The sequence below is a fragment of the Variovorax sp. 350MFTsu5.1 genome (assembly GCF_048302515.1).
In the GTDB taxonomy this organism is placed as follows: Bacteria; Pseudomonadota; Gammaproteobacteria; order Burkholderiales; family Burkholderiaceae_C; genus Variovorax; species Variovorax guangxiensis.
Map to the genome: position 1 here is coordinate 5,169,074 of NZ_CP157620.1, position 20,378 is coordinate 5,189,451.

At 67.3% G+C, this 20,378-nt stretch carries 15 protein-coding genes; all 15 read right to left on the reverse strand.

Going from position 1 to position 20,378, the window contains the following annotated elements:
• Positions 1 to 70: 70 nt before the first annotated feature.
• A complete protein-coding gene (locus ABL843_RS23435; RefSeq protein WP_418117518.1) occupies positions 71 to 889 on the reverse strand; it encodes a class I SAM-dependent methyltransferase in 819 nt (272 codons plus the stop codon).
• A 443-nt stretch (positions 890 to 1,332) separates the two neighbouring features.
• Entirely contained in the window at positions 1,333 to 2,055 is a 723-nt protein-coding gene (locus ABL843_RS23440; protein ID WP_418117519.1) for a hypothetical protein, read from the reverse strand.
• Positions 2,056 to 2,166: 111 nt separating this feature from the next.
• Positions 2,167 to 3,302 (reverse strand): IS3 family transposase gene (locus ABL843_RS23445; RefSeq protein WP_418116623.1). Its coding sequence is split into 2 segments (ribosomal slippage): positions 2,167 to 3,041 and positions 3,041 to 3,302, totalling 1,137 coding nucleotides; the frame shifts between segments, so codons are not numbered across the junction.
• A 65-nt stretch (positions 3,303 to 3,367) separates the two neighbouring features.
• The gene (locus ABL843_RS23450; RefSeq protein WP_418117520.1) at positions 3,368 to 3,946 is read right to left on the reverse strand and encodes a hypothetical protein; all 579 of its coding nucleotides are present in this window, start codon (positions 3,944 to 3,946) and stop codon (positions 3,368 to 3,370) included.
• A 645-nt stretch (positions 3,947 to 4,591) separates the two neighbouring features.
• Positions 4,592 to 5,269 carry a response regulator gene (locus tag ABL843_RS23455; RefSeq protein ID WP_418117521.1) on the reverse strand — a complete coding sequence of 226 codons (678 nt, stop codon included), beginning with the start codon at positions 5,267 to 5,269 and terminating at the stop codon, positions 4,592 to 4,594.
• Positions 5,266 to 6,648 (reverse strand): cache domain-containing protein, encoded by a 1,383-nt coding sequence (locus ABL843_RS23460; RefSeq protein ID WP_418117522.1) that lies wholly within the window; start codon positions 6,646 to 6,648, stop codon positions 5,266 to 5,268. The genes ABL843_RS23455 and ABL843_RS23460 overlap by 4 nt, the downstream gene beginning before the upstream one ends.
• 38 nt (positions 6,649 to 6,686) lie before the next feature.
• On the reverse strand, positions 6,687 to 7,934 hold the full coding sequence (locus ABL843_RS23465; protein WP_418117523.1) for an MFS transporter: 1,248 nt from the start codon (positions 7,932 to 7,934) through the stop codon (positions 6,687 to 6,689).
• A gap of 123 nt (positions 7,935 to 8,057) precedes the next feature.
• Entirely contained in the window at positions 8,058 to 8,996 is a 939-nt protein-coding gene (locus tag ABL843_RS23470; RefSeq protein WP_418117524.1) for a DedA family protein/thiosulfate sulfurtransferase GlpE, read from the reverse strand.
• A 132-nt stretch (positions 8,997 to 9,128) separates the two neighbouring features.
• Entirely contained in the window at positions 9,129 to 10,526 is a 1,398-nt protein-coding gene (locus tag ABL843_RS23475; protein WP_418117525.1) for a heavy metal sensor histidine kinase, read from the reverse strand.
• Positions 10,523 to 11,218 (reverse strand): heavy metal response regulator transcription factor, encoded by a 696-nt coding sequence (locus ABL843_RS23480; RefSeq protein WP_019657824.1) that lies wholly within the window; start codon positions 11,216 to 11,218, stop codon positions 10,523 to 10,525. Before ABL843_RS23480 ends, ABL843_RS23475 begins: the two co-directional genes overlap by 4 nt.
• 53 nt (positions 11,219 to 11,271) lie before the next feature.
• Positions 11,272 to 14,445 (reverse strand): efflux RND transporter permease subunit, encoded by a 3,174-nt coding sequence (locus ABL843_RS23485; RefSeq protein ID WP_019657825.1) that lies wholly within the window; start codon positions 14,443 to 14,445, stop codon positions 11,272 to 11,274.
• A complete protein-coding gene (locus tag ABL843_RS23490) occupies positions 14,442 to 15,659 on the reverse strand; it encodes an efflux RND transporter periplasmic adaptor subunit (protein ID WP_418117526.1) in 1,218 nt (405 codons plus the stop codon). The genes ABL843_RS23485 and ABL843_RS23490 overlap by 4 nt, the downstream gene beginning before the upstream one ends.
• Positions 15,660 to 15,663: 4 nt before the next feature.
• Positions 15,664 to 17,154 (reverse strand): efflux transporter outer membrane subunit, encoded by a 1,491-nt coding sequence (locus tag ABL843_RS23495; protein WP_418117527.1) that lies wholly within the window; start codon positions 17,152 to 17,154, stop codon positions 15,664 to 15,666.
• A gap of 476 nt (positions 17,155 to 17,630) precedes the next feature.
• Positions 17,631 to 18,641 carry an aldo/keto reductase gene (locus ABL843_RS23500; protein ID WP_019657828.1) on the reverse strand — a complete coding sequence of 337 codons (1,011 nt, stop codon included), beginning with the start codon at positions 18,639 to 18,641 and terminating at the stop codon, positions 17,631 to 17,633.
• Positions 18,642 to 18,740: 99 nt separating this feature from the next.
• A complete protein-coding gene (locus ABL843_RS23505) occupies positions 18,741 to 20,324 on the reverse strand; it encodes an alkaline phosphatase D family protein (RefSeq protein ID WP_418117528.1) in 1,584 nt (527 codons plus the stop codon).
• Between the last annotated feature and the right edge of the window lie 54 nt (positions 20,325 to 20,378).

The window sequence follows — 20,378 nt, forward strand, 5'->3', positions numbered from 1 at the left end:
GCTGATTGGCGGCCGTGCCCTGAAGGCAGCGCCCTCGCCTCCCGCCCTGCCCCTCTACCCCTTTACCCCGCTACCCCGCCGCCACGATCACATGCGCCTGGATCTTGCCGGCCACCGGGCCTTCGCCATGCCGGCTGGCAATGACCTGCGCCGCCCGGTCCGTCGCCGCCTGGAGCGCATTGGCATCGCGCGCCTCGATCTCGTTGCGCAGCGGCGTTCCCTGGCAATAGGCGGTGGCTACGTCGCGCGCCGAGGGTGAGCGGCTCGTCTTCTCGCGCGTCTCGATCTCTATGCTGGTGAAGCCCGCGCGGCTCACGTCGCTGCGGATCAGCGCGACGTCGTGATAGCCGTGCGGCGTGCGGGCCAGGAAGCGCGGAGGGTCTTGCGGAAAGATTTCCGCGACGGCGCTGGTGACCTCGTCGGCAAAGGCGTTGTCCTCGATGCGGTCCCACACGGTGAACACGAAGCGCCCACCCGGCCTCAGCACGCGGCGCGCCTCGGCATAGCCGGCGGTGCGGTCGGGGAAGAACATCGCGCCGAACTGGCAGAAGACGACATCGAACGACGCGTCTTCGAACGGCAGCTTGAGCGCGTCGGCCTGCTGCCATTCGATGTCGATGCCGCTGCTGTCGCCCTGACGAGTGGCGGCGTAGTCGAGCATGGGCCGATTGAGATCGGTCACCACGTAGCGCGCGCCTTTGCCCAGCCTGGGCGCCAGCGCCCGCGTGACCACGCCGCTGCCGGCGGCTGTCTCGAGCACCGCGCCGGGGGAGAAGCCGGCGACCAGCTCGGCGGTATCGGCGGCGTAGGCCTCGAAGATCAAGGGGACCATGAGCGTGTCGTAGAGCTTGGGGATCGAGCCTGCGAAGAGCTTGTCGCTTTCGGTCATGGGGTGGCTCCTTGAAAGGTGAGGCTGGATGGTGCCCTTGGGTGCCCTGTTGTTACCCAATCCGGAGTTGGCTGGGCGGCTTCGACAGGTAACCGCCTGATTGGGCATTGGCGGCACTGCGTCACATAGTGGCTCGGTGCACTGGCCTCGTCAACGGCATAACGTCGGCAGGTCCAGCGTGAATGTCCGCCGCCTACCCTACCGGGCATTCGAGCCCGTGCAAGGGCACCTCAGGCGCGCGTGCAGCCGACCCGTCGAGAAAGCGCCATCTGCCACATCGCACTCATTGCTGCGACATGAAGTCCGTCAAGCCTCTTGAACCTGCGCAAGTAGCTTTCCCAACGCCGCTGCGCGCTCGCGCTTTTATGGCATCCGTAAGTCGTGCCGTAGTTTTTTCTATTTCCTGATCCTCTCCAGATATTTTTCGGAAGGGCTAGCAGGCGTCATTCCTGACCGGTACCGTTTGTAGGACTTACTGGTGGCGGCTTAGACGAGATTGGTGGCTTCTTGCCGAAGCGTCGCAAGGGAGTAGTGAGGAATGCGTAGGTGCTCATAGGCTCCCTAAAGCAAGGCGCGACCGCTTCGCCCAACTGCTTTTCAGCGGCAGCAAGCATTGTGCGAATCTCATCGCCGGCCTCATCGTCGTCCCAGAAAATTCGCTCGTGTCTGCGCATCTCTGCAAGGTGTCGATCAAACTCTTGTTGAGTCATCGGAACTCGACCTTGGCGTTTCCAATAGTGATTTCCGAGCATTCGAGAGGAATGAAGGATCAAGCCCGCTGCCCCAATAGTCTTGCCAAAAATCGGCTGATACTCGGAACCAAACGAGGCCATGAAGCGATACTTCAGAGCCTCGAATTCAGTAAAGACGATTTCCCTTTTCCTGTATCTCTCGATAGCAACAAAGGCCTGATCGAGAATTCTTGATTCCTCTTGATTTTCGTTCTCGCCTCGTTCTCGCGTGTTCCCTTCGCCTCCAAACCCGAACGGGCTGCGGATATCGGCAATGGCATCGCGGCACTCGTAGAACTTCGCCAACACCAGTTCGGCGAGTTCGATCTGCCGTTTTCCAATGAACTCGCGCTTCCACGCACCAATGCCTGAAATGATTGCCCAACAAGCGGCTATGACCGCCCCGGCTTGAGCCCAACTCAGCGTCTCAGACATCGGACTCTTTCAACTCACGGTTTGGCAAAGGATGAAAGCCAGTTTCGGGCTTCTTTTGACCTGCCCCCTCTTGCCATGCCATTCATAACGAGGAAGTCCGGGGTTGCAAGATTAATTGATCTCGGTGGTGTTTGAGCTGGGCCGAGCTGCATCGCCAGCGCGCTGGCGATGCAGCTCGGCGAACTTGGCTGGCGGCATGCGATTGCAACTGCTGTGCGGCCTGACCTCGTTGTAGTCCTGCCGCCAGGCGGTGATGGCCGACCTGGCCTGCACCAGCGTCTCGAACCACTGCTCGTTCAGGCACTCGTCCCTGAATTTGCCGTTGAAGCTCTCGATGTAGCCGTTCTGCATGGGTCGCCCGGGCTCGATAAGGATGTGGCGGATGCCATGGGTCTGGGCCCAACCCATGAAGGCGCGACTGGTGAACTCGGGGCCGTTGTCCGTGCGCACGGCCAGCGGATAGCCTCTGAAGACCGCCGCCTGGTCCAGCAGCCGCGTCACGTACTGCCCAGAGATGCCCCAGTCCACCGAGATGCTCACGCACTCGCGGCTGAAGTCGTCGGCCACCGTCAGGCACTTGATGCGCCGCCCGGTGCTCAGGCTGTCGCTGACGAAGTCCATGCTCCAGACCTCATTGACCGTCCTGGCCAGTTGCAGCGGCACGCGCTCGCTGACGGGCCGCTTGGCCTTCTTGCGCTTGCGCACGGCCAGGTTGGCCGCGCTGTAGAGCCGGTAGACCTTCTTGTGGTTCACGCCGGGGAAATGCGGGCGCAGCATGTCGTGGATGCGCCGATAGCCGAAGCGCCGGCGCACATGCGCGATCTCGACGATCTTGCTGCTGAGCTCCTGGGTCATGGCATCGATCTCAGGTGGGTTGCGCCAACTGTCGCGTGAGAGCCCCACAAGCCTGCACGCCCGTCGCTCGCTCAGATCGCATTGCTCGATCATGGTGGCGATGGCGGCACGCTTGGCCTGTGGGGCTAACGCTTTACCCCGAAGGCGGTGTTCAGCGCGTGGATGTCCAGGTGGGCTTCGGCCAACAGCTTTTTGAGCTTGTTGTTCTCCGCCTCCAGTTCACGCAGTCGCCTCGCATCGGGCACCTCCATGCCACCGTACTTGGCTCGCCACTTGTAGAAGGTGGCGTCGCTGAAGCCGCCCTTGCGGCACAGCTCCTTGATCGGCAGGCCGGCCTCGGCCTGCTTGATGAAACCGATGATCTGCTCCTCGGTGTATCTGCTCTTTCTCATGTCCGTCATTCTCCAAGTTGACGGACTTCGCTGCCATTACGCTGGTACGGCCGGGAGGGGGCAGGTCACTTTCTCCTTAGGAACTGAGGTATGTCATGCAGGACCATCATGTCTTTCACCACCAACTGTTCGATCTCCGTCCGTAGATTGGCGATCTCCTGATAGTTAGCCTTGCCGAAGTCGATCCAGCCTTGCACCTTCGGACGCGAATACATCAAGACGTTGAGCTTTCGGGTAGCCTGGAACAATTCATCGCTAAGCCACATGCTCTGGCCCATAACGCTGACCATAAGCCTGTTCAGGCCGAAGTTTTCTTCCTCAAAGGCAAACGCTATGTGATACGTCTTGCCGTCCTCGTCAGCAATGGCGATCTTCACCTTCACGATCAGTTCCTCGATCAACTCATACGCCTTCATTCGACGGTCGAGCACTAGCTTGTAGTAGGCGTTCTTGTACTCGTCCTTTTTTGCGAGCCTACCGAATACTCCGTTAAGACTCGCCGTTACCAGTGCCGAAACAACCGCGCTGGATAGAAGCAAGGTCACAAGTTCTGGAATCGACAACGACGAGTTCATGCCCAGAATGTAGCTGACTGCTTCGGAAAGCTTGGGGGCGCCCCACCCACCGCGAACAGGATCGTTCACTACCGTTACGCTGGACCGGGACGCCGCCAACCCCCTTATCCGGCCGGATTCATATCCTGAAACAACTCCACAGCCTCCCGCGCCAAATCCGAAGCAATCCAAAGCAGATTCTCCCGATGCGCCTCCCCCGCATCCTGGAACCATCCGTCCCCAGCGCCGTAGAAGCACCAGAGCAGCGAGTTCAGCTGCTCCAGCTTGTTCTCCAGAAGACCGGACGGGTCCCGTGTCGTGGTGGTCGCGTCCGCGGATGCCGGCTTTGAAGGCCCGGCCATAATTCGTTTAGCCACTTGGTGTGCTCGCTTTCCAAAGTTAGTGCACGTCATTTGGTTAGACGGCTGAGGTGTTCGCGCACCTCGGCCGTCGCCTTTTGCGCCCCACGTTCGCGTCGATGCAAACCGCACCAACAGCCCGCCGCGAGGCAAAGCGGTTCATCCATCAGTTCAAGAAGAAGTAGTGCCCTCCATGCCCACCAAGGTGGGTCGTTCAACCACAGGGGCATTCACTGTATAGAAGACCAGCCCCGAGCAGAAATAACTTTCTGCCCAGAATTTCTCGATTCCTTCGAGCAATTGCCGAGCGGCGGCGCCAGTCCACAAAGCGCTGACAGTCAGCGCAACAAGACGGGTAAATCAGCGGTCGATTGACTCAGGAGCCCTGCCCGAATTCCCGCGCATGCTCCACCGCGTACTTGATGAGCTCGGCCTGCCCCTCGATGCCCAGCCGCCGCTTGATGCTCTGCCGGTGCGCCTCCACCGTGCGCACGCTCAGGCCCAGGTCGCGCGCGATCTGCTTGCTCGATTCGCCTCGGCCCAGCGCCGAAAGAATCTCGCTCTCGCGCGGGGTGAGCAAGGGCCTGGGCTCCTGCGTGCGGAAGAGTTTCTTCGACACTGCCGGGCTCAGGAATGTGCCGCCGGCCGACACGGCCTCGATGGCCGCGACGATCTCGGCCGCGGGCGCGTCCTTCAGCACGTAGCCGCGCGCGCCCACCTGCAGGGCCTTCTGCACGTACTCGGGGTTGTCGTACATGCTGAGCATCACGATGTGCGGCGCGCCCTGGCGTTGCAGCAGCAATGCCGCGAGCTCGATGCCGTTCATGTCCTTCATGCCGACGTCCATCAGCATGAGGTCGGGCCGCACGCTTTCCACCAGCTCCAGCGCTTCGGCGGCGCTGCCGGCCTCGCCGACGATCTCCAGGTTGGGCATGGAGCCGAGCCTTGCGCGCAGGCCGTCGCGCACCAGCGGGTGGTCGTCCACCAGGAAGAGGCGGACCGTTGTCGTTGCGGGTGCCGAAGGGGGCGTCGTGGGCTTGGGTGCGGTCGTCATGCTGCTGCTGTCTGCGCCTTCGCGCTGCGGGCCGGCACTTCGGCTTCGATGGATGTGCGCCCGGCGTTGCTGCACATGGTGAGCCGCCCGCCGATGGCCTCCATGCGCTCGCGCATGTTGCGCAGGCCGATGCCGCGCCGGGGGTCGAGCTGCACGGCCTGAATGTCGAAGCCAGTGCCGTCGTCGCTCACTTCGAGGCGCACGCCTTCTTCTTCGTCGAAGCTCAGCGCAATGTGCACGTGCTGCGCCTTGGCGTGCTTGCGCACGTTGGTCAGTGCCTCCTGCGTGAGGCGGAAGAGCGCGGTCTTCACCTCGGGCTGCAGCTCGAAGGATTCGCCGCCGACCATCATCGATGCATCGACGCCGCCGCCCTCTTCCCTGAACTCGTCGACCAACCGCTCCAGCGCGGCGGGCAGGCCCAGGGTGTCGAGCAATGCGGGGCGCAGGCGGTGCGATATGCGGCGCACTTCTATCAGCGAATCGTTGAGCCGCTGCAGCGCCTTCGCCAGCGCGGGCGGCGTGGGCTGCTGCTGGCGGTCTAGCGATTCGACGGCCGATTCGATCAGCAGCTTGGCCGACACCAGCGTCTGGCTGGTGCCGTCGTGCAGCTCGCGCGCGAGGTGGCCGCGCTCTTCTTCCTGCGACTGCACCACGCGCCGCGCGAGCAGCCGCAGCTTGGCTTCGGCCGTGCGGTGCTCGCTCAGGTTCAGCAGCAGGCCGGCGGCGCTGACCACGCCCAGGCACAGCGCGGCAATGCCCGCAATCCACAGCAGCGTGGCCGTGACGTTGGCGTTCATCTGCCGGTCGAGGGTGTCCATGGTCGACTGGATGTCGTCGAGGTACAGCCCGGTGCCGACCATCCAGTTCCAGCGCGGCATGGCGGTCACGTAGCCGAGCTTTGGCGCCATCTGCGCGCTCGAAGGCTTGCGCCACTCGTACTCCACGTAGCCGCCGCCGTTCTCCTTCGCGCCCTTGATCAGCTCCTGGATGGTGTAGCGCCCGTGCGAATCGCGCAGCTCCCACAGGTTCTGCCCCACCAGCTCGGGCTGGCGCGAATGCATGAGGGAGTTGCCCTCCAGGTCGTACACGAAGAAGTAGCCGTCGTCGCCGTAGTTGAGCGCGGCCAGCCGGCGCAGCGCCTCGTTGCGGGTGGCCTCGTCGTCCTGGCCCGATTCGTACAGCGGCAGCAGGTTGCTCACGGCCAGGTCGACATAACTGCGCAGCTCGCTGCGGCGCTGGGCCATGTAGCTGCGCTCGATGAGGGCACGCTCGCGCTCGGCCAAGTCGTGCTCCTGATGGCGCACCGCCAGCGCCACCAGCACCAGTGCGATGAGCAGGGGTGCGACGGCCAGGGCGACGATCTTGGTGCGGAGGTTCATCGGGTGGCAAGGCTACCACCGCGCCTCCTGCGGCCGGATCAGCTGCCTACGGCTGCCGGAGCGGCTACCCGCTTGAATTCCGTTGCGTAGTAAAGCAGCGCCAGCACCACATACCCGCCACCCAGCAGGCACAGCCCGCTCCACCCGTGAAAGGCATACACCGCAGCCGCGATGCCCGATGCCACCGCCGCGCAGATGAAGATGAAGGTCATGAACAGGCCGTTGAGCCGGCCGCGCAGCTCGGGCGCGAGCATGAAGAGGCTGCGGAAGTTGAGCACCTGGCAAAGCTGCACCGCGCCGTCGAGCAGGATGCCGGCCGCGACGAGGCCGGCCAGCGAGCGGTAGTGCATGGAGATGGCGCCCAGCACGAAGGAGAACAGCGCGACCACGATGGCTCCGCCGGTGGCGGGGCGCGTCCATCCCCGGTCGGCCAGCCGGCCTGCCACCGGTGCCAGCAGCGCGCCCGCCGCGCCGGCCAGCGCGAAGAGCGCAATGCCGCGCTGGCCCATGCCGAACTCGTGCACCAGCGCGAGCGGCACGGCCGTCCAGAAGGCCTGGAAGGCGGAGAACATCATCCCCTGGTAGAAGCCGCGGCGGCGCAGCAGCGGCGTGTTCAGCACGATGCCGGGCAGCGAGGCCATGGTGCGCGCATAGCCCACCGAGGCATGCGGGTGGCGCTGCGGCAACGCACGCCACAGCACGGCGATGAGGGTGGCCATCAGCACGGCCGACACCCAGAACACCGCGCGCCAGCCCAGCGCGGAAGCCACCACGCTGGCAAAGGGCCGCGCCAGCATGATCCCGCCCAGCAGGCCGGCCATGATGTTGCCGACCACCTTGCCGCGCGTGGCCTCGGGCGCGAGGTGCGAGGCAAAGGGCAGCAGCACCTGGGCCGCGACCGCGCAGGTGCCCACCACGAAGGAAGCGGCCAGGAAGGTGATGGCCGAGTTAGACAGCGCGATGCCCACCAGCCCGATCACCGCGCCGAAGAGCGCGCCCACGATGAGCCGGCGGTTCTCGACCACGTCGGCCAGCGGCACCAGCAGCAGCAAGCCGGCGCCGTAGCCGAGCTGGGTCAGCGTCATGATGAGCCCGGCCAGGCCGGCGTGCAGCTGCAGCGTGTCGGAGATGGGGCCGATCAGCGGCTGGGCGTAGTAGATGTTGGCTACGCACAGGCCGCAGGCGACGGCGAAGACCAGCGTGAGGGCCGGGCTGAGGCCCGAGGCTGCGGATTGGGCGGAATGGCCGGGGTGGGCGGCGCGTGGCGCGGAGGAAGGAGAGGACACGGAGGGATCCCGGTTGCGAGAGGTCTGCCCTCGGGTTAACCCGAGGGCCGGGCACCATAGCACGCGGGGCAGGTTTCTGCAGGCGTGGGCCTTGTGCAGGCCCTCGGAACAGAGTCGCCGCCCTCAGTCGACCGTGGTCGGCCGGCCCGAGGCCACCCAGGCGTCGAGCCCGCCGGTCAGCGGCAGGGCCCGCCGCGCACCGCGCGCCAGCAGCACGCGCGCGGCCTGCGCGGCCGACACCTCGTTGGGGCAGTTGCAGTACAGCACCACGTCGCGCCCCGCCGCGTGCGACAGGTCGAGGCTGCGCTGCTGCAGCGCCTTGAGCGTGTACGACTGCGCACCCGGAATGCGGCGCGGATCGACCTGCACGCCGGCCTTGCCGCGCACGTCGATCACCAGCGGGGGCTCTTCGCCGCTGAGCAGTTCGTGCAGCTCTTCCACCGAGATGCGGGGCATGCCCGTGAGCCGCATGAAGGCGCGGCGGCGCCAGTAGCGCACCGCCAGGATCACCAGCAGCACCACCCCCAGCGCGACGGTGGCCACGCCGCCGGCCTGCGCCATGATGGCCAGCACCTCCTGGATCTGGTTGCGGAACACCCAGCCCAGCCCGATGAAGAGCCCGGTCCACACCAGCGCCGCGCCCACGTCGAAGCCGATGAAGCGCCGCACCGACATGCCCAGCGCCCCGGCCATCGGCGGAGCCACCACCGACACGCCCGGCACGAACTTGGCGGCCACCAGCGAGAGGCCGCCCCAGTCGGAAATGAGCGATTCACCGCGCCGCACGCAGGAGTCGGGCGAAAGAGAGATGCGGCACAGCAGGCGCATGAAGCGGTAGCCGAAGCGCCGTCCGGCATAGAACCACGCCCCGTCGCCCAGCAGGTTGGCGATGACGGCCGCCACCACCACGCCGGCCACGGACACATCGCCCGCAGCGAGCAGCGCGCCAGTGAGCACCAGCACCGCCGCGGCCGGCACCGGCAGACCCAGCCGCGCGGCGAAGCTGGCGGCAAAAACCACCAGGATCGCGTTCTGCACGAGCAGGGACATCAGCTGTGCCATGGCTGCCCTTGTCTTGGCCCGGATGCGGGCGGAAATTGCGGTGGTTGCGTGCTGTTCATGCCGGCAGCGATTCTCCGGCATGGCCCAAGAACGTACCGGGCACAGGCCATTGCCTGGCGCCTTCAGCCATCGTCAGCCGGCCGTTTTCTCGTGGGAGCGCGATACGCTGAAGCCGAAGGTATTCCAACCTTCTTCGCTTGATGCACTCACCTGCCCACCGTGCATGCTCGCCACGGCCTTCACGATGGCCAGGCCCAGGCCGTGGCCGTGGTGCTCGCCGCCGTCGTTGCGGGCCTCGTCGACGCGATAGAACCGGTCGAACAGGTGCTGCAGGTGCTGCGCGTCGATGGGCTCGCCGGGGTTCGACACGGTGATCCAGGTGGCAGCGGCCTCCTCGCGCAGCCTTACGGCGATCTGCGCGCCGGGCTGCGAATGCTCGATGGCGTTCTGCAGCAGGTTCGACATCGCGCGACGGAAGAGCGCGCTCTCCAGCCGGGCCTCGGCCTGCACGTCGCCCTCGATGACGACCTGGGCGCGCGTCTCGTCGAGCACGAACTCGAAGAACTCGATGGTCTTGCGCACCTCCAGCGCCACGGGCGTGAGCACCAGCCCGGTCGCCACCTCGCCGCGGTCGGCGCGCGCGAGGAAGAGCATGTCGTTGACGATGGAGCGCACCCGCTCCAGGTCTTCGAGGTTGGCCTGCAGCACTTCCTGGAACTCGCCCGCGCTGCGCTGGCGCGAGAGCGCCACCTGCGTGCTGCCGATGAGGTTGGCCAGCGGCGTGCGAAGTTCGTGCGCCACGTCGGCGTTGAAGGCTTCGAGCTGGCCGTAGGCCTCCTCCAGCCGGCTCAGCGCGCCGTTGAACGCTTCGGCCAGCGCCGAGAGTTCGACCGGCAGACGCTCCACCTGCAGCCGCTGCGAAAGCGTCTTGGGCCGCAGCGCCTGTGCCTCCCTCGACAGCCGCTCAAGCGGCCGCAGCCCCAGCTGCGCGATCCAGTAGCCCGCCGCGGCCACCACCAGCACCGCGCACAGCCCGAGCCCGACCAGCGCGGTCAAAAAGTTCTGGCGCGTGCGCGCATAGGGCTCGGTATTGCGCCCGACGATGAGCCGCACGGCCGGACGCTGCTCGAAGGGGTCGATGTGCACCGACAGGGTACGGAAGGGCCGCTCCTGCCCCGGCAGCTCGATCACGCTGGTGTGGCCGTTGGCCTGACGCGTGAGCCCGTCGATCTCGGCCAGGCCCTTGCCGTACTGGAAGCGCGGGTCGTCGCTGAGCACCCAGAAGCGCACGCTGCCGTCCTCTGGCGTGAGCGCGTCCATGCGCGCCTGCACGCGCGGCCAGCGCTCGGGGCTGCCGATGGCCTTGATCCAGAACTGCAGGCTCTTGAGAGTGGTGTCGAGCTCCTCGTACTGATGCCGCTCCAGCTCGCGCGCCAGCACGCTGTGCAGCGCGAAGCCGGCCAGCGCGAAGGTCGCGAGCGCCACCGCCGCGAACATCAGCACCAGCCGCGCGGTGATGGAGCGCTTCACGGGGCCGCGCCCTCCCCTGCTCCCTCGCGCAGCTCCATTACGTAGCCCATGCCCCGGATGGTGTGCAGCAGCTTCGGGCTGAAGGGCGCGTCGATCTTGTCGCGCAGCCGCTTGATGGCCACCTCGACCACGTTGGTGTTGCTGTCGAAGTTCATGTCCCACACCAGTTCGGCGATGGCGGTCTTCGACAGGATCTCGCCCTGGCGGCGCGCCAGCACGGCCAGCAGCGCGAACTCCTTGGCGGTGAGGTCGATGCGGGTGCTGCCCCTGAAGGCTTTTCGCGCCAGCAGGTCGATCTGCAGGTCGGCGATGCGCAGCTGCATCGGCTCCTGCTTGCGGCCGCGGCGGTTGAGCGCCTGCAGCCGCGCCAGCAGCTCGAGAAAGGAGAAGGGCTTGACGAGGTAGTCGTCTGCCCCTTCGTGCAGGCCCTTGATGCGGTCTTCGACGCGGTCGCGCGCGGTGAGCATGATGACCGGCGTCTGCTTCACGGCACGCAGCGCGCGCAGCACCGAGAAGCCGTCCTGCCCCGGCAGCATCACGTCGAGCACGATCACGTCGTACTCGTGCGTGAGCGCGAGATGCTGGCCGTCGATGCCGTTGTGTGCCATGTCGACGGTGCAGCCCTGCTCGGTCAGCCCCTTGGAGAGGTAGTCCGCGGTTCTCAGTTCGTCTTCGACTATCAGGATCTTCATGGCGCTTTCTGCCCTCTTGTCTTTGTCTCCACCCCCGCGATCTCAGCCGGTGTTCATCCGTGCACCTCGGCGGGCACGGGGGCCTTGCCTTGCTTCGCTGCCTTGCGGGCCTTGCGCGCTTCCTTGCGGCGCAGGTACCAGTAGTGGGCGCGGTCGAGGTACAGGTAGACCACCGGGGTCGTGAAGAGGGTGAGCGCCTGCGAGAGTATCAGCCCGCCAACCATCGCGTAGCCCAGCGGCCGGCGCAGCTCGGAGCCGGAGCCGTGGCCCAGCATCAGCGGCAGCCCCGAGAGCAGCGCGCACATGGTGGTCATCATGATCGGGCGGAAGCGCAGCAGGCAGGCCTGGTAGATGGCGTCGTGCGGCGTCATGCCCTGCTCGCGCTCGGCCTTGAGCGCGAAGTCGATCATCATGATGCCGTTCTTCTTCACGATGCCGATGAGCAGGATGATGCCGATCAGCGCGATCACGCTCAGGTCGTAGCCGCCCGCCATCAGGATGAGCAGCGCGCCCACGCCGGCCGAGGGCAGCGTCGAGAGAATCGTCAGCGGGTGGATGTAGCTCTCATACAGCAGGCCCAGCACGATGTACACCGCCACCAGCGCCGCCGCGATCAGGTAGGGCTGCGTGGCCAGCGAATCCTGGAAGGCCTGCGCCGTGCCCTGGAACGAGCCGGTGAGCGACTGCGGCAGCCCCATGTCGGCCTGCGCCTTGTTGATGGCGTTCACCGCGTCGCCCAGCGCATGGCCCGGCGCGAGGTTGAACGAGATGGTCACGGCCGGGAACTGGCCCTGGTGGCTGATCGAGAGGTAGGCGGTCTTGCTGGTGTCCACCTTCACGAAGGTCGACAGCGGCACCTGCTGGCCGGTGATGGGCGAGTTCAGGTACAGCTTGCTGAAGAGCGCCGGGTCCTGCTGCAGCGCGGGCGTGACCTCCAGCACCACGTGGTAGCTGTTGAGCTGGGTGAAGTACTGCGCCACCTGGCGCTGGCCGATGGCGTCGTACAGCGTGGCGTCGATGGTGGCCGGCGAGATGCCGAAGCTCGATGCGCGGTCGCGGTCGATGGTGAGCACGGCCGAAGCGGCGGCGTTCTGCTGGTCGGTGGCCAGGTCGGTGATCTCGGGCAGCTGCCTGAAGCGCTCCAGCAGCTTCGGCGCCCAGGTGTTGAGCTCGTCGAGGTTGGCGTCGGTCACCGTGTACTGGTACTGCGTGCGCGATGCGCGACCGCCCACGCGGATGTCCTGCCCGGCCTGCAGGAACAGGTTCACGCCCTGCACCTTGGCCAGCTGCGGGCGCAGCCGCGCGATGATCTCGTCGGCGGTGGCGGTGCGGCCCTCGTCCTTGGGCTTCAGGCTGATGTAGAAGTTGCCGGTGTTGTAGGTGGAGGAGCTGCCGTTCATGCCGAAGCCGGTCACGTCCGGGTCCTTGCGCACCACGTCGGCCAGCTCGACCATGCGGGCGTTCATCGACGCGAAGGAAGCGTCCTGCGCCGATTCGGCGAAGCCCGAGATGAAGCCCGTGTCCTGCTGCGGGAAGAAGCCCTTGGGAATGAACACGAACAGCACGCCGGTGGCCGCCACCGTGGCGATGAAGGTCATGAGCGTGATGAACTGGTGGTCGAGCACCACGTGCAGCCCGCGCTTGTAGGCGCCGAGCATGGCGTCGAAGCCGCGCTCGAAGAGCTGGTAGAGCCGCCCGTGCTTGCTGCCGTGCTCGTTCTTCAGGAAGCGCGAGCACAGCATGGGCGTGAGCGTGAGCGAGATCACCACGCTGACCACGATGGTGAGCGTGACCGTCACCGCGAACTCGCGGAACAGGCGCCCCACGATGCCGCCCATGAGCAGCAGCGGAATGAACACCGCCACCAGCGACACCGAGATGGAGATGATGGTGAAGCCGATCTCGCCCGCGCCCTTGTACGCGGCCTCGACCGCCGACATGCCCTCTTCCACGTAGCGGTAGATGTTCTCCAGCATCACGATGGCGTCGTCCACCACGAAGCCGACCGCGATGGTCAGCGCCATGAGCGAGAGGTTGTCGAGGCTGTAGCCCAGCAGGTACATCACCGCCACCGTGCCCAGCAGCGCGAGCGGCACCGTCACGCTGGGGATGAGCGTGGCCGGCACGTTGCGCAGGAACACGAAGATCACGGCCACCACCAGCGCGATGGTCAGCAGCAGCGTGAACTCCACGTCCTTCACCGAGGCGCGGATGGTCTGGGTGCGGTCGATGATGGCGTTGACCTCCACCGTCGGCGGGATCGAGGCCTTCAGCCTGGGCAGCGCGGCGTTGATGCGGTCCACCGTCTCGATGACGTTGGCGCCCGGCTGCTTGGTGATGGCCAGCACGATGGAGCGGCCGTTCTGCACGCTGCTGCCCTCGGGCGCGGCGGCGCCGGCATAGGCCCAGCCGGCGATCTTGGCGTTCTCGGGGCCGTCCACCGCCACGCCCAGGTCGCTCACGCGGATGGGCGCGCCGTTGCGGTAGGCCAGCACCACGTCGTTCCACGGCTTGGCCTTCAGCAGCTGGTCGTTCGTGTAGACGGTGAAGCTCTGGTTGGGCCCGTCGATGGTGCCCTTGGGCGCGTTGACGGTGGCCGATGCGAGCACGGTGCGCACGTCTTCCAGGCTCAGGCCCAGCGCCGCGAGCTTGGCCGGATCGACCTGCACCCGCACCGCCGGCTTCTGCACGCCGCCGATGTTGACCAGGCCCACGCCCGATATCTGCGAGATCTGCTGCGCGAGGATGTTGTCGGCGTAGTCGTTCACCTCGGTCAGCGGCAGCGTCTTCGACTGCACCGAGAGGATGAGGATGGGCGAGTCGGCCGGGTTCACCTTGCGGAAGGTCGGCGGGCTCGGCAGGTTGGCCGGCAGCTGGCCGGTCGATGCGTTGATGGCGGCCTGCACGTCGAGCGCGGCGGCGTCGATGTTGCGGTCGAGGTCGAACTGCAGCGTGATCTGCGTGGAGCCCAGGCCGCTGGTCGAGGTCATCTGCGACAGCCCCGCGATCAGCGAGAACTGCCGCTCCAGCGGCTGCGCCACGTTCGACGCCATGGTCTCCGGGCTGGCGCCCGGCAGGTTGGCCGAGACCTGGATGGTCGGAAAGTCGACCTGCGGCAGCGGCGCCACCGGCAGCAGCGGAAACACCGCCGCGCCGACCAGCAGGATGGCCAGCGCCAGCAGCGTGGTGCCGATGGGGCGCTTGATGAATGCGGCGGAGATGCTCAATTGCTGCTCCCGCTGGCAACCTTCTTGCCGTCGGCATTCTTAGCGGCGGCGGGCGGCGGTTCGACGATGGTGGCGCCGGGCTTGAGCTTGTACTGGCCGTCGACCACCACGCGCTGGCCGGCCTCCAGGCCCTTGTCGATCACGGCCGTGCCGTCGGCGATCTGCACCACGTGCACCGGTACGTTGGCGACCTTGTTCTCTGCATCGACGGCCCAGACGTAGGTGCTGTCCTGGCCGCGCTGCACCGTGGCGGCAGGCAGCGTGAGCGAGTCGGCCCGGCGGTCGAGTTGCAGCCGCACGTTGACGAACTGGCCCGGCCACAGCGTGTGCTGCGGATTGGCGAAGCTGCCCTTGAGCTGCACCGTGCCGCTGGTGGTGTCGATCTGGTTGTTCAGCAATATCAGCTTGCCGGTGCCCAGCATCTGCGTGCCGCTGCGGTCGTAGGCCACCACCGAAAGAGGCTGGCTGCTCTGCTGCTGCACGCGGTTGATGTCCTGCACGGCCTCTTCCGGCAGCGTGAACTGCACGGCGATCGGGTCGATCTGGTTGATGACGACCAGGCCGTTGGCATCCGCCGCATGGACGATGTTGCCCGGGTCCACCAGCCGCGCCCCCACACGGCCGTTCATGGGCGAGGAAATGCGCGTGAAGCTCAGCTGCACCTCGGCGTACTGCACCTGGGCGGCGTCGTTCTGCACCGCTGCTTCGAGCTGGTTGACGAGGGCCTTCTGCGTGTCGACCTGCTGCTGCGTGGCGGCGTCCTGCGACAGCAGCGTGGTGTAGCGCTTGAGGTCGGCACGGGCATTCGCCAGCGTGGCCTGGTCCTTGGCCTTGGTGGCCTGCGCCTGCGCGAGCTGGGCCTGCAGCGTGCGCGGGTCGAGCTGGGCCAGCAGCTGGCCGGCCTTCACGTCCTGCCCCTCCACGAAGCCCACCTTGTCGAGCTGGCCGTCGATGCGCGCCTTGACCGTCACGGTGGCCATCGAGGCGACGGTGCCGATGCCCGAGCGGTAGACCTGCACGGTCTGGGTCGCGACGCGCGCGGTGGTCACCTGCACGGGCGGGCTCTTCGGCGCATCGGGCTTGGCGGCGTTGGCCGCGTGGTGGGTGAGCGCCCAGGCGCCGCCGCCGAGCACGAGCACCAGGGTGGCGGTCGCGAGCCAGGTGGAGCGGCGCTGGAACAGGGGAAGCGTGGTGGTTTCTGCGGTCGTCGTCATGGCATCAATTCCCGGAAGTCGTTTCTGCGGCGTTCCAGCCGCCGCCCGTGGCTGCGATCAGCGAGACGCTGGCGGCCAGCTGGCGGCCGAGCACCTGCGCGGCCGCGCGCTGGTTGGTGAGCGAAAGCGTCTGCGCCGTCACCACGCTGAGGTAGGTGGCGGTGCCCGCGCGGTACTGGCTCAGCGCCATGCGCTCGGCGAGCTGGGCGGCGCGCACCGCGTCGGCCTGCAGTGCCGATTCGTTGTCGAGCACGCGCAGGGTGGCGAGGTTGTCTTCCACCTGCTGGAAGCCCGCGAGCACGGTCTGCTTGTATTGCGCGACGGAGGCGTCGTAGGCGGCCACGGCCTGGTCGCTGTGCGCCTTGCGCAGGCCACCGTCGAACACGGTCTGCGCCAGCGCCGCGCCCAGCGACCACACGCGGCTGGGCGTGTTGAACAACGTGCCCAGCGTTGCAGCGCTGAAGCCGCCGCTGGCGCTGAGCACGATCTGCGGGTAGTAGGCGGCCTTGGCTACGCCGATGTTGGCGTTGGCGGCCTGCACGCGGCGCTCTGCGCCCGCGATGTCGGGGCGGCGCTCCAGCAGTTCCGAAGGAAGGCCGGCAGGCGTCACAGGAAGTTGCAGGCGCAGCGCGGCGGCTGACGAAAGCGATTCGGCGGTCGGCGGGTTCGAAGAGTTCTCGAGCGGCGGCAGCGTGAACGACGCAGGCGCCTGCCCGGTCAGCACCGCGATGGCGTGTTCGAGCTGGCTGCGCTGGGCTTCGAGATCGACCGCTTGCGCCTGCGCGGTCTTGAGTTGGCTCTCGGCCAGCGCCACGTCGGAGCGCAGCACGGTGCCGGCCGCGTACTGGTGCTGCGTGAGCTCGAGCGCCTTGGCGTAGGCGGCGGTGGTGCTCGCGTAGAGGTTGCGCTGCAGGTCGATCACGCGCACCTGCAGGTAGTCCTGAGCCAGCGTGGTCTGGATGCTGAGCCGCGCGCCGGCCAGGTCGTCGGCGCTGGCCTGCGCGCCGGCATTGCCGGCCTCGACCGAGCGGCGCACGGCGCCCCAGATGTCGGGCTCCCAGCTCGCGCCGAGGCCCAGGGTGTCGGTGGTGCCGAGCTTGACGGTGCCGGTGCTGTTGGTCTGCGAGCGCGTGGCGCCGGCGTTGAGGCCCACCGTGGGGAAGAAGCCAGCCCGCGCCGCGGCGGCCAACGCCTGCGCCTGGCGGTACTGCGCCTCGGCCACGCGGATGTTCTGGTTGGCCGCGTTGGCCTGCACGATCAGCGCGCTGAGCGTGCTGTCGCCGAAGGCGTCCCACCAGGGATGGTCGGCGTCGATGGTCTGCGGGGCGGCGGTCTTCCAGGGGCCGCCGGTTTCCTTGAAGGCGGCGGGTACGTCCAGCTGCGGGCGGACGTAGTCGGGGCCGACGGCGCAGCCCGCGAGGAGCAAGGCGGCCAGCGCGAGGGCTGCGCGCGGGAGGGCTGCGCGCGGGAGGGGAGGTACGTCGGAGAAAACCATGATGAGGGCACTCTAGGTACCCCCGTCAAACCCCTCGCTGTCGACTAACTGACAGTTCTGAAAGAAATGGCCCTCCCCAAAAAAAATGGCTCTCCCCCAGGCTGCGCGCACTTCGTGTCGCTCCGCCAACCCCCTCCGGGGGCAACACCAGCGGCCCGGCCGAGCCGGTTCCGCGGTGTTCCTGGGCTTCCTCCCTCCCCCGCTGGGGGAGGGTCGGGGTGGGGGCACGGCCGCGCTCATGGAACGCGGCGCCTGTTCAAGGGCCTGCCCCCATCCCGACCTTCCCCCAGAGGGGGAAGGAGGAAAACCTCTCACCGTGGCGCGTCGCCCTTGCACTACTCGGCGGTTATCTCTTCTCCCTCCCCCACTGGGGGGGGTTGGGGTGGGGGCACGACGGAGTTCAAGGAAGCGCGGAGCCTTTTCAAAGGCCTGCCCCCATCCCGGCCTTCCCCCGGAGGAGGAAGGAAACAAACCGCTCAGCGCGGGGCGTCGCCCTTGCGGTACTCGGCGGTCAGCTCGTCCAGCTTCTGCTTGAGCGCCGGGTCGAGCTTGTATTCCGCCGCCGCGATGGTCGCTTCGAGCTGGTCGGGGCGGCTTGCGCCGAGCAGCGGCGCGGTGATGAGCGGGTTCGCCATCACCCAGGCCACGGCCAGGGTGGCCAGCGGTACGCCGGCTTCGTCGGCGAGCTTGTGCAGTTGCGTGACGGTGTTGAAGCTGCGCTCGTTCCAGTAGCGGTCTTGATACATGCCGCCTGCGGTGCCGAGGGTGAAGCGGGTGTTCTCCTCGGGCTTGCTGCCGGGCTTGTACTTGCCGGTGAGCAGGCCGCCGGCCAGCGGGTTGTAGGGGATCACGCCCAGGCCCTCTTCCGCCGCGAGCGGCAGCAGCTCGCGTTCGATCTCGCGGAACAGCAGGCTGTAGCGCGGCTGAACCGACACGTAGCGCGTGAGCCTCAGCAGGTCTGACTTGCCCAGCGCGCGGGCCAGGCGGTAGGCCAGGAAGTTCGACACGCCGATGTAGCGCGCGCGGCCCGACTTCACGATGGTGTCGAGAGCCTCCAGGCTCTCTTCGAGCGGCGTCTCGCGGTCGTCCATGTGCAGCTGGTAGAGGTCGACGTGGTCGGTCTTCAGCCGCTTGAGCGAGGCGTCGATGGCGTCCAGCAGGTGCTTGCGCGACGCGCCCTGGTCCCAGCTGTTGGGGCCGACCTTGTTGACGGCCTTGGTCGCCAGCACGAAGCGGCGGCGGCCCGCGGGGCCCTGCTTCTCCAGCCAGTTGCCGATGATCTCCTCGGTGCGGCCTGCCGTCTCGATGGTGCCGCCGAGCGGGTAGACGTCGGCCGTGTCGAGGAAGTTGATGCCGCCTTCGGCCGCCTTGTCGAGGATCTGGTGCGATACGGCCTCGTCGGTCTGCAGGCCGAAGGTCATGGTGCCGAGGGCGAGGCGGGAGACGGTGAGGCCGGTGCGGCCGAGACGGGTGGAGGGAATGCTCATGGTGTTCGGTTCTCGCTCGGGAGGGAAGGAGATGAGATGGAAGGAAGGCAGCGGCGGCCATCATAGGCACGGCCGCGCAATCCTGCAGGCGGGCGAGGTTTAGCTGCCTTCGGCGTGCACGCCAGGCGCACCCCGCTCGACCGAGAAGCGGGCCATGGTGCCGACCGGCGAATCGGCCGTCTTCTCGTCTTCCACCGCGCGGAACTCAACCGTGGCGCCGCGCGCATCGAGCGTGGCGAGCGCATAGCCGCGCCTGTCGGCCCGGCCATAGCGCAGCTGCGGATTCTTCGCGAGCATGTTCGCCACGCCGGCGGCGCTCGGCCCTTCGGAGGTGATGGCGCCACCGACGAACTCGGTCGCGACCAGCGGCCCCTGCTGCGCATCGCCGCGCCGCAGGTCGGCGGCCCAGAAGGCGTGCACGTCGCCGCTGGCGACCAGCGCATTGCCGCCGCGCGCCTTGTGTTCGGCCAGCGCGTCGAGCAGGCGCGAGCGGGCGGCGGCATAGCCGTCCCAGCCGTCCATCCAGTAGCCGTGCTCTGGTCCGCGCTTGCGGTCGGCCTCGGCCAGCAGCGTGGGCTGGGCGAGCACGGTCCATCGCGCGGGCGGCGCGGCGAGTTCGCGGGCGAGCCAGGCCTCCTGCTGCGCCCCGAAGAGGCTGCGCTCGGGCGCGAGCCGATCGGGGCAATCGGCCAGCGGCGAGGCACTGCGGCCGGAAAGGCAGACATGGTGCGAGCGGTACTGGCGCCCGTCGGTCAGCAGCAGGTCGAGCATGCGGCCGAAGCGGTGCCGGCCGTAGATGAGCGCATCGGGGCCACGTGGACGCATGCTGGCGGGCACGGGCATGTGCTCGTACCACGCCTGATAGGCGGCTGCGCGGATCGCGAGGAACTGCGCAGGGTCGGCCGTGCGCGGCGACTCGTCGTTCGTGTAGTCGTTGGCCACCTCGTGGTCGTCCCAGGTCACGAGCCATGGGAAGGCCGCGTGAGCGGCCTGCAGCTGCGCATCGGCCTTGTAGAGCGCGTAGCGGTCGCGGAACTCGGCGAGCTGCGTCGGAATGCCGCCCTCGTGCCGGCGCACCTGGTGCGATTTGCGGGAGCTTTCGTAGATGTAGTCGCCCAGATGTACGACGAAGTCGAGCGGCTGCGCGGCCATGTCTCGGTAGGCGGCGTAGTAGCCCTGCTCGTAGTGCTGGCAGGAGGCGAAGGCGAAGCGCAGCTGTTGCAGGGCCTCGTCGTTGTCGCCTGGCGTGGTGCGCGTGCGGCCGGCGGGGCTGCGCGCGCCGCCGGTGGTGAAGCGGTACCAGTACCAGCGCGCCGGCGACAGGCCCTGCACCTCGACGTGCACCGAGTGCGCGAGCTCGGCTGTCGCGACGGCGCTGCCCTTCGCCACGATGCGCCTGAAACCCTCGTCGTCGGCCACCTCCCAGTTCACATCGACGGGCGCATCGCCCATGCCGCCGCCCTGCAGCGGATCGGGCGCGAGCCGCGTCCAGAGCACGAAGCCGTCGGCGCGCGGCACGCCAGAGGCCACGCCCAGCGTGAATGGATAGCGATCGCCCGATGTCGCGGCCGTGCCTGTCGTCGTCGCTGGCTGCGCCTTCAGCAGCAGGAACGGATGGCCCAGCGAAGCGGCCGCGAGCCCGCCGCACAGCAGGCGTCGGCGCGAGAGTCTTTCTTCCTTCATCCAGTGCAATGTCGTGCGCTTCGCTCGCTCCTGTCAATCGGGCGGCGCATGGGC